Annotated in this window: 10 protein-coding genes; 3 read left to right on the forward strand and 7 right to left on the reverse strand. The window is 39.3% G+C overall.

What is annotated here, in order from left to right; translation table 11 throughout:
* The first annotated feature begins 183 nt into the window (after positions 1-183).
* The 3 genes from IEX94_RS14115 to tatA are packed head-to-tail and all read left to right on the forward strand — an operon-like array spanning position 184 to position 2,976.
* Entirely contained in the window at positions 184-957 is a 774-nt protein-coding gene (locus IEX94_RS14115; protein WP_229782731.1) for a gluconate 2-dehydrogenase subunit 3 family protein, read from the forward strand.
* Positions 958-984: 27 nt separating this feature from the next.
* Positions 985-2,733 (forward strand): GMC family oxidoreductase, encoded by a 1,749-nt coding sequence (locus IEX94_RS14120; RefSeq protein WP_188858430.1) that lies wholly within the window; start codon positions 985-987, stop codon positions 2,731-2,733.
* Positions 2,734-2,754: 21 nt separating this feature from the next.
* Entirely contained in the window at positions 2,755-2,976 is a 222-nt protein-coding gene (gene tatA, locus IEX94_RS14125; RefSeq protein ID WP_156857355.1) for a twin-arginine translocase TatA/TatE family subunit, read from the forward strand.
* An 84-nt stretch (positions 2,977-3,060) separates the two neighbouring features.
* Here tatA and IEX94_RS14130 read toward each other — a convergent pair whose 3' ends face one another.
* From IEX94_RS14130 to IEX94_RS14160, 7 genes are all read right to left on the reverse strand, one after another.
* Positions 3,061-3,627 (reverse strand): SCO family protein, encoded by a 567-nt coding sequence (locus IEX94_RS14130; protein WP_229782732.1) that lies wholly within the window; start codon positions 3,625-3,627, stop codon positions 3,061-3,063.
* A gap of 228 nt (positions 3,628-3,855) precedes the next feature.
* The gene (locus tag IEX94_RS14135; protein WP_156857356.1) at positions 3,856-4,386 is read right to left on the reverse strand and encodes a chromate transporter; all 531 of its coding nucleotides are present in this window, start codon (positions 4,384-4,386) and stop codon (positions 3,856-3,858) included.
* Entirely contained in the window at positions 4,383-4,919 is a 537-nt protein-coding gene (locus IEX94_RS14140) for a chromate transporter (RefSeq protein ID WP_188858432.1), read from the reverse strand. Before IEX94_RS14140 ends, IEX94_RS14135 begins: the two co-directional genes overlap by 4 nt.
* Positions 4,920-5,265: 346 nt before the next feature.
* Positions 5,266-5,967 carry a DUF998 domain-containing protein gene (locus IEX94_RS14145; RefSeq protein WP_188858434.1) on the reverse strand — a complete coding sequence of 234 codons (702 nt, stop codon included), beginning with the start codon at positions 5,965-5,967 and terminating at the stop codon, positions 5,266-5,268.
* Between the two features lie 481 nt (positions 5,968-6,448).
* A complete protein-coding gene (locus IEX94_RS14150) occupies positions 6,449-6,889 on the reverse strand; it encodes a cell wall hydrolase (RefSeq protein WP_188858436.1) in 441 nt (146 codons plus the stop codon).
* A 238-nt stretch (positions 6,890-7,127) separates the two neighbouring features.
* Positions 7,128-8,375 (reverse strand): CynX/NimT family MFS transporter, encoded by a 1,248-nt coding sequence (locus IEX94_RS14155; protein WP_188858438.1) that lies wholly within the window; start codon positions 8,373-8,375, stop codon positions 7,128-7,130.
* 4 nt (positions 8,376-8,379) lie between these two features.
* Complete coding sequence (locus tag IEX94_RS14160) at positions 8,380-9,069, reverse strand: FadR/GntR family transcriptional regulator (RefSeq protein WP_188858440.1); 690 nt, start codon at positions 9,067-9,069, stop codon at positions 8,380-8,382.
* Positions 9,070-9,678: the final 609 nt, after the last annotated feature.

Consider the following 9,678-nt stretch of genomic DNA (forward strand, 5'->3'; position numbering starts at 1 on the left):
TAACTAAGTAAATAGGACCATTTTTCATTCTAATCTTCCGCACATTCCACTTGAAGGATTACCCAAATATAAGCAAGTCTTTAGTTTCATTTAGATTGTTAGACATTAAAGTTAGAAAAGCGTATAATATTCAACTGTACTGTTTTTTTTAGTACATATATCTAATTTTAAGGAGGTACTATCTTGGCTAATGAAAACTCTAATAATAAAAAAACAATGAACCGCCGGATATTCATGAAAAATGCTGGGATATTCACTGGTGGTGTTGTAGGTGGATCTATCCTTGGGGGAATACTAACGAATCCGTTTCTAAAGGAGGAGTCAGAAACACCGCAAACCACAACAGAATCAGCAAGCGATTTCCAAGAAGCGCGCATGTTTTTCGATCGCTTTGAGGACTTTGTAATTCTGCGAGCAGCAGTTGAGCGTATCTACCCGGAAGATGACAATGGCCCAGGTGCAGTTGAGTTAGGTGTACCATATTTCATTGACAAGCAATTAGCAGGCTCATGGGGAACGAACGCGAAAGAGTATATGCAAAATCCATTTAAGGTCAATGGTGATACGGATGATGATGAAGTGATGCGTTATGAAACACCTCTAAACAGAGGTCAAATCATTATCGAAGGCCTAAGAAAATTGGATGTAGTAAGTGAAGATAAGTTCGATGATAAATTCAGTAACCTTGATGGCGAGCAACAAGACGAGATATTACAACTATTTGATAATGGAGAGGTTGAACTGACTGGTGTAGGTTCACAACATTTCTTTAGTTTACTCCGAAAAATGACAATCGAAGGTGTATTTGCGGATCCTCTCTATGGCGGAAATAAAAACATGGATGGCTGGAGAATGGTAGATTATCCAGGTCCACGTCCAGGCTTCATCGATATTATCGAGGAAGAAGAATTTGTCAAAATGGAACCAATGGGATTGAACGATTACCAACAATCATAAGTTTAAACACAACAGGAGGAAGATTTCATGGCAATAAAACTGGATAAAGTAGACGTAGTTGTAGTTGGTACAGGTTGGTCAGGTGGTATTGTATCCGCCGAGCTTGCCAAAGCTGGCTATAAAGTCGTTGGACTAGAACGAGGAAAAGAAAAAACAGTCAACGATTATCTTGGAAGTAAAGATGAACTCAGATTTACACAGCGTTATGATATGATGCAAGATTTATCAAAAGAAACCATTACTTCTCGTAGTGAAATGGATGAAGAAGCCCAGCCAGTCCGAACACAAGCTGAAATGATGGTTGGAAACGATGTAGGTGGAGGTAGTGCGCACTGGGCAGGCTGTACGTTCCGTAATAATCCATTTGACTTTGAAGTGTATACGAAAACCGTTGAGAAATTCGGTAAAGATAAAATACCAGAAGGAATGACTTTGCAAGACTGGGGCATCACTTATGATGAATTTGAAAAGTACTATGACCGGTTTGAAAAAACAGCAGGAACATCAGGAGAAGAGGATCCACTCGGACCACCCCGTTCGAACCCTTATCCAAACCCGCCACTTAAAAGTTCACCGGCAATCAATTTATTTAAAGAGGCAGCAGAGAATCTCGGGTACCATCCATATATGATTCCTGCAGGTAACATGAGTGAAGCTTATGAAAACCCAGATGGGGAAAAACTGAGCCAGTGCCAATTTTGTTCCTACTGCTCTCACTTCGGGTGTGATTTCGGGGCAAAATCGGATCCTGTTGTTACCGTTATTCCAACAGCACAAAAAACAGGTAACTACGAGCTTCGTCCTCATTCCTATGCCCGTCGTGTGCTACATAATGGTAAAAAGGCTACTGGGATCATGTATGTAGATATGAAAACAGGACTTGAATACGAACAGCCCGCGGATGTAGTTGTTTTAGGTGGATTTACCTTTACAAATACACGCTTACTACTACTTTCCGAAATCGGCAAGCCTTATAATCCAAAAAAACGAGAAGGTGTAATTGGAAGAAACTTTGTCGGCCAATTTAATAATACTTTCCTCGGTGTTCGGGGCTTTTTCAATGACAAGAAATTCAATATGTATGGTGGAGCAGGGGCTCTTGGCGCAACATTAAGAGACTTTACAGTAGAGCATATTGACCCTGAGGGTAAAAACTTCATACATGGTGGACACCCGGAAATTAGACAGTATGGATTGGGTCCAATCCAAAGTCTAGCCGTACCAAGTGATACTCCTAGCTGGGGTGCAGAATTCAAGGACAACTCTGTCAAATATGCAAACAGTATGCTGCATGTTTGGTTTGTACCAGGAGTTATGCCATGGTGGCACAATTTTACAGACTTAGATCCGACCTATAAAGATGCATTTGGTGATCCGTTACTACGTGTTACAAATAAATTAACAGATCAAGATATTAATATTGCGAAGTACGGTATCGAAGTAACTAGAAAGATCATGGAAGAAATGGGTGCAGATATCATCGATGAAGATGAAGTTCCGGAAGAGTTCGACCATATCTACAGCGGTGGACATTATGCTGGCGGAGTTGCAATGGGTGCCGATCCAGAAACATCTGCTGTTAATAATTACTTGCAAATGTGGGATATGGAAAACCTATTTGTCACAGGTGGATCTGCATTTCCACACTTTTCCGATTATCACCCGACCGGAACAATCGGAGCTTTAGCTTATCGTGCCGCTGAAGGTGTAGAGAAATACCTCAAAAACGGAGGATTACTCGCTGAAAAGAAAACAAACACACACAAAATGGCATAGACGAAAAGTAGGTGAATTGCTATGGGGATAGCTAATATTGGAATTCCAGGTTTAATTCTTATTGTACTTCTAGCTTTGATTATTTTCGGTCCAAAAAAACTACCTGAAATCGGCAAGGCGGCCGGAGAAACACTCTCGGAGTTTAAAAATTCGGCTAATGAATTAGTTAGTGGGGACGAAAAGAAAGACGAAGCTACGGATAATGTAGAAGAACCGGGAGAAGTGTCTGATAAACAATCTTAAGTACTTGCATTAAAAAACACCTTCGAAATGGTATACACCATTCGAAGGTGTTTTTCACAGTTTAGGATCAATTGACGTTCCCTTCTATAATACCGTCTTTAAATCGTTAACCAGTAGGTCAAGTTCCGCCTCGCTCATGCCATCATATTTTTTTACAATGTTCCCGTCAGGATCAATCAAGTAAAAGTAAATTCCATGTGCCCTTTGTCCCACTACTCCTTCTTCCAACACCGTTTTAAACGTATTCTCTGATATTTCTTGAATCGTTTCAAAATCATAACCTGTTAAAAAGCTCCACGTTTCTAAATCTGCATCATACCCCTCGGCATATTCTTTCAAAACCTCCGGAGTATCGTGTGCTGGATCAACACTAAACGAGACGAATTGTGGGCTCAGACCATCCTCTTTCAATTTCTGTTGGACGGCCGCCATGTTAGCTGTTGTTCTTGGACAAACTATTCGACAATTCGTATACATGAAATTTGCTACCCACCACTCATCTTGAAGATCGTTCAAGTTTAATACTTCCTCATCTTGTGTTATAAATTCAAAATCAACCATCGGTTCAGACATATTTGTTTCTATCTTGTCTCCGCAAGCTGCCAGGAAAACAAGTAATACAAAAAGCAATAAAAATTTCTTGATTTTCATCCTTACCCTTCTTTCGCCAGTTCTATATATCAATGGTTTCTTAGCTAAAATTAGTTTTCGTTGTCCCTAGGATTTTTAAAACTTAGCTCTGAATACTTCCTATTCAATCGTAACAAACTTCGCATATCTTTACGAATTTAATTGAAACAGAAAAAAGTAAAAGACGAGAGAGAAAATGTTAATCTCACGTCTTTTGCCAGAAATTCTAACAACTTCTCTTATAAATTATTACCCAATTAACACTGCTCCATAAATAAGTGCTCCTAAAACAACTAACACAGGACTAATCCTAAATCGCTCAAGCGCAAAAAAACTTAAGACAGCAATAATAACAGTATGATAGATCCCCGATGTCTCATAAGCATTCATGAAAAAGTTAAAGGTCATTACACCTAACAAAACAGCAATTGTCGGGCGAATATATTGTGTCAACCGCTTTACTTTCGGGGAGTCTTTAAATTTTAACAACAAACCAAGCAATGCAATCATTAAAATCATCGAGGGTGCGACAGCTGCAAAGACACCAATAAAAGATCCTAACACACCACCCATTTCAAATCCGATGTAGCCTGAAAGCTTAGTCGCAATAGGACCTGGTAAACCATTCCCTAATGCCACCATTTCACTAAATTCGCTCACCGTAAACCATTCATATTTATGAACCACTTCATGTTCCAATAATGGTATGGTCGCTGGACCCCCACCATATCCTAATATATTCGCGATAAAGTTTGCTTTAAAAATTTCCCAGTATATCAATTCCCATCAACTCGCCTTTCTTTTTTTTCTCTGGAAAGCAATGCGGAAATAATGAGAATCAATATTAAAATGGCCGGATGAATACCGAGCATTTGCATGACGACTAAACTGATAATCGTTAGCATCACAGTCGGCAACCACCCCATCAGTTTCTTGGAAAGCCTGAGAAAATCCCAGGCCAACACACCAATCATCACACCGGCAACAGGAATAACACCTTTGGCCATTCCTTGTACCCATGGACGGTCCTTATAAGTATTTAAAACCGTTAACAATAAGATCATTAAAACTAATGTCGGTAAAATTGTCGCAAGGAGTGCATTCAACATTCCGCGCCACCGATCGATCTTCCAGCCGATATACCCGGCAATTTTCGTATTAATGGGGCCTGGCAATGTATTGGCAAGTGCTAATACATCTGCAAATTCTTCATCTGTCATCCATTCAAATTTCGTAACCACTTCCCTTTGCATCAGTGGAATGGCCGACAATCCACCACCATATCCGAGCATGCCTGCCCGAAAAAAAGCCATAAAAAGATCCCTCTGCCTCACCAAAGTTACCACTATCCTTCTACCTTTTTTAACTTTTCAAGCCATCTAAACATAAAGCCACTCACAAGCATCCGTAGCGAACCATATAACTGAAAATATCACAAATACTTCCTATATGATCGTAACAAATATTGAACATTTTTACGAATAGATGGAGGTTCTAATTTCTAATTACACAGGTGCGAAAGGATAAAATAACAGGGATAATTTTAGCCAGGTTATCCTTCAGGGTGGTAGCTGGAGGACTTTTTTGCGGCAGAAAGTTAATTCATTTACAAGAGAGTGCTGATATGCCTAGCTTTAACACTTAATCCGGATTTTTAATTTATTCCTTTTTCCAAAGTACTATTCCAGTTACAGTCATCCATAACCAGACGGAACCATAGAGAAATCTTTGCAACAGCCCGCCCGGTAGATCATTAAATAGGGGCTGAAAGAATATCAGGATAAGACTGACGGTTGACAGAAACACACAGAAGAAGGTCCATTTTGATAATGTCGGCATAACCGTTTTGATTGCAACCCCGATTAAAATCAAAGCAGGTATTTGAACAAACATTCCCGGTAATGAAGCAAATGTATGAATCAGAAAATTTAAGTCGGCGGGAAAAATACCTGAGATCGCATAACTAAGCCCGAATATGACGAGTAAGACTGTTGCTGCTCTTATACCTCGTTTATTTGGCCAACATTGCTGCAAGAAAATAGCACCGGCAAATGTAACAATTCCGGTAAGCGTAAAAGTCCAATTCATTAACGAATGATAAGGGGAACAAATTTCATAAGTTGCAAGTTCATATGTCCCTGTTCCACAAGAAGTGACACCTAGATCACTCATCGGCTGTCTCAACAAATTATACGGTGCTTCAGCAGCCCGGATAACAATGTATTCCATAAAGAAATATGCACTTAATGATACCCAGGATACCATGCCGATTCTTTTTGTAATTTCATGATACTTTCGTAACAAAAGAGCTGCACTTAAACCGATAACAGTCAACAATCCCATGAATACATATGAAATCATGTTTCATCTCCTTAACATTTGCTTCTTTGTTGAGACGATTATACTGCTTTATTCAGGAGTCGAGAAGCAAAATTTAATTTAATCTTCATCAGCGCTAATTCCAATCCAGAGACAATGCGAAGAAATTCTATTTTTACTTGCACACACGTTATAGCCTCCTTGCTTTCATACTATTACAGATGATTTTTCCTCTTGCTAAAATGAAGAGGAAAACAGCGCTATCCCCTTAGCTCACCTTGGAGTGCCGCTATGGAAATTTCCATTAAAATAGGGAACTCCCTCAACCGAAAGTTCCCCTCGTTATTTCATGGAATAAAAGTACATCAAAACAAAGTTGGCTGCGTTTTGGTATGCTTAGTTTCAAGTTGAATTTTTCCACATGGTTCTAGTGAATGAATATTATTGGCTACCAGTACCTTAGTTTTAAAAATTGTATGTTGGTACTAAACAGCAACAAACTTCAATCAAAGCCCGCAAACTCCTAACCCATATAAACACTATCACATGTTCCAGCCTCTGGTTCATAAAAACAATGCAGTTTGAATTGACCAGTAAAAGGCTGACCGTACCATGTTGGTGGACACGGACCAAATGGATTAAAGTACCACAGAGCAAATTGCGCGGGATGATCCCTCCATGATTCCAAATTCCGTCTTGCTAATCTTTTTTCTTTTTCCCTCGCCCTTTGATAAAATACATTGCCTTTTTGAACAGCTTCAAAAGAGAAATTTCCCCCTTGTACTTGAAATATGACATCTTCAATCGTTCTCAAATCACTAAAATCTAAACAATCTGCTACAGCACGGTTAACAATTACGTTTCCGACATATAGCATTCCTTGAACACCTTCACCTTCAGCTTCTGCTCTCATCATCCTTGCCATTAAATCAACGTCCGCTTCCCGGTAAGCTACTCTCGCCATTTCTTCACCTCCAGGATATAGTATGAAGGAGTATGTATATTATGTTTCTTTTTTAGAAATAAAGTGTCCAGCATAGTTGAAGGGATTCCTAGGAAAGTGTTTTTTACCTTCTTAGGAATCCCTTTATATTTTCGATTATTAATGGAACAATATCTTTTTTCATATTCAGTGGGGTATCCTTACAAGCCCTCTATGTCCGGCATATCTGACTCCAAACATCAGAGCGAGCACCGTTTCTTTATTGCTTTACAACTGCTTTAGCTGGGTATAAGTCTATCCCGTCTGTAACTTGTCCTTCTCTCCCTGATGCGATACCAACGATTAGTAAAACAACAGATAGGAGAATAAGTAAGAAAAGGGGGATTGTCCATCCTCCAGTTATATCTTGCAACGCACCAACCAATACAGGGCCAACTGCCGCTAAAAGATAACCGAAAGACTGCGCCATCCCTGATAATTCTGCTGCTTCTTTTCCATCTTTTGTTCTTAGTGTAAAAAACATCATTGACAAACTAAAAGCACTTCCGCCAGCAATTCCAAGAAGAATGACCCATACTGGAACAAGTGCAGGGCTTCCTTGCAGTAACCCTACAAAACCAATCATAAATAGTAAGGCTGTTGCCACACTTAAACCAACTTGATTCTTCATTTTCTCTGCAATAACAGGAATAATAAAAGTAAAAGGGATAAGAGCAAACTGCATAAGAAATACCATCCATCCGGCACTGTTTAAATTATAACCGTTTGAATGCAATATATCCGGCAACCATGTGATTAATGTATAGAAAGTTAACGATTGCCCACCCATAAATATTGTAATCTTCCATGCGAGCGGAGAACGCCATAGATTACTTTTTTCTTTCTTCTCTGTTTTCACATTCGTTTTCTGATTCCGCCGCTTGCTGAGCTGCGGTAGCCAAATTAACAAGGATACCATTGTCAAGGCTCCCCATACCCCAAGCGCACCTTGCCATCCAAAGTTACCGATTGAAGCAATGGGAACACTAAGACCGGAACCAAGTGCGCCGAAAATGTTCATGAATATAGCATATATACCAGTCATCAGGCCTATTTTAAGCGGAAAATTCATCTTCACAATTCCCGGAATGAGCACATTCCCAATTGCAATAGCTAGCCCTATGAAAAGTGTACCAGTAAATAAAAAGCCGATTCCTGAAAGTGATCGAATTACAATACCAATTATGAGCACGACGAGTGATAACATAATTGTCCATTCCATACCGATACGGTTTGCTATTTTCGGAGCAAATGGAGATATAAGTGCAAATGCAAGTAAAGGTAATGTCGTAATAAACCCAGCGAGGGCATTACTTATAGCTAGGTCATCTCGTATAAAAGAAATAAGCGCTCCAACAGAAGTTAAAGGAACCCTTAAATTGGCGCCAACTAAAATCACGCCAATTAGTAACAACCAACTATTTTTTGTACTGTTGTTTAAGGTAGATGATATTCCATCATTATTCATTTAGTTAATCCTCCATCAATTTCATTATATTCTCTCTCAGTATTTTCATATAATCTTCCATATATGATGCTGCTTCCACCTTATCCTGGTTACGGATAGCCCTAAATAACTCAAGATGAAGTTCTTCTTCATACTTAAAAGGAGCGTCCATCGCCATTAAATCCTGAACAAAAGAATATACAATTTCCACCATCGGTTCGTATAAATCAATCAGTAACTGATTAGCTGAGGCCTGTACAATCGTCTGATGAAAGCGAATGTCTGATGCAATAAATTGTTCATAGTCACCATTTTCAGCTGCCTCGCGACTAGATTGAATACATGCTTCAAGCGTTGATAAATCGGTTGCGGTTCTATGTTCAGCAGCCAATTGTGCCGCTTGTTTTTCTAACGCCAAGCGTACATCAAGTGTTTCAAGTAAAGCAGATCTTTTTATGTAGCGTTTCAGCGTTGCACCAAGAGGATTGGCAGAGCGAACAATCGTCCCGCTACCTTGTTTCGTTTCTAGTAACCCGGCATGAACGAGGGCACGGATTGCTTCCCTAAGTGTATTACGACTGACATCAAACAAATTCATCAGTTCCATCTCAGGTGGAATCTTTTCTCCAACTGGCCAATGTCCAGACTCAATTAATTGCTCTATTTGTGAAGCAACCTGTTCAACTAAATACATGCGGTTCGTTTTATGAATCATAGTATTCTCCTTTTAAAAGTTGTAGGATGATTGGCATATTGTATATGTTAACATGTGAGAGTGCCTTGTCAATAAGAATGATTAAGACGCAATATAAAAAAGAACAGAAAATCACGCTGTGCTCATAGATTTCCTGTTCTTTTTATAAAGTTATTTACTAACTCAACATCCGCAGTTTGAAACAGTTATGTATTCCTCGGCTATCTGGAGGTCCGCAGTCCCGACACCTCTCGCACCTGCTGAGCGGCTGGTGAGCCTCGCCTCCTCTGGCAACTGTCAGTTTTATTTTCCCATTAGAGTTTCATCTGGCTTAATGGGAAAACAACTGAGGTTTATTTTCCCTTTAGCATATTCATCTTACTTTAATGAGAAAACAACTGGGGGTTATTTTCCCTTTAGCATATTCATCTTACTGTAATGGGAAAACAACTAGCGTTTATTCTCCCTTTAGCATGTTCACCGATTAAGTACTTATAATTGTGTAAATTGCCAAAAGCTCAAACATAAAGAATGAGCCATATTAATTCCTCTGATAGAATGTTTTTAACCACAAAAACAAATTAGGAGCATTCCTGTAATGAAGAAATTTGAGGTTTGAACAAAAAAGAG

It is taken from the genome of Oceanobacillus indicireducens, from assembly GCF_014647195.1.
Classification (GTDB): Bacteria; Bacillota; Bacilli; order Bacillales; family Amphibacillaceae; genus Oceanobacillus; species Oceanobacillus indicireducens.

Excerpts from the sequence above, each read along its gene's own strand:
- IEX94_RS14120 (WP_188858430.1), top strand. The coding sequence starts at position 985 with ATGGCAATAAAACTGGATAAAGTAGACGTAGTTGTAGTTGGTACAGGT.
- tatA (WP_156857355.1), top strand. The coding sequence starts at position 2,755 with ATGGGGATAGCTAATATTGGAATTCCAGGTTTAATTCTTATTGTACTT.
- IEX94_RS14130 (WP_229782732.1), bottom strand. The coding sequence starts at position 3,627 with ATGAAAATCAAGAAATTTTTATTGCTTTTTGTATTACTTGTTTTCCTG.
- IEX94_RS14140 (WP_188858432.1), bottom strand. The coding sequence starts at position 4,919 with ATGGCTTTTTTTCGGGCAGGCATGCTCGGATATGGTGGTGGATTGTCG.
- IEX94_RS14145 (WP_188858434.1), bottom strand. The coding sequence starts at position 5,967 with ATGATTTCATATGTATTCATGGGATTGTTGACTGTTATCGGTTTAAGT.
- IEX94_RS14150 (WP_188858436.1), bottom strand. The coding sequence starts at position 6,889 with ATGGCGAGAGTAGCTTACCGGGAAGCGGACGTTGATTTAATGGCAAGG.
- IEX94_RS14155 (WP_188858438.1), bottom strand. The coding sequence starts at position 8,375 with ATGAATAATGATGGAATATCATCTACCTTAAACAACAGTACAAAAAAT.
- IEX94_RS14160 (WP_188858440.1), bottom strand. The coding sequence starts at position 9,069 with ATGATTCATAAAACGAACCGCATGTATTTAGTTGAACAGGTTGCTTCA.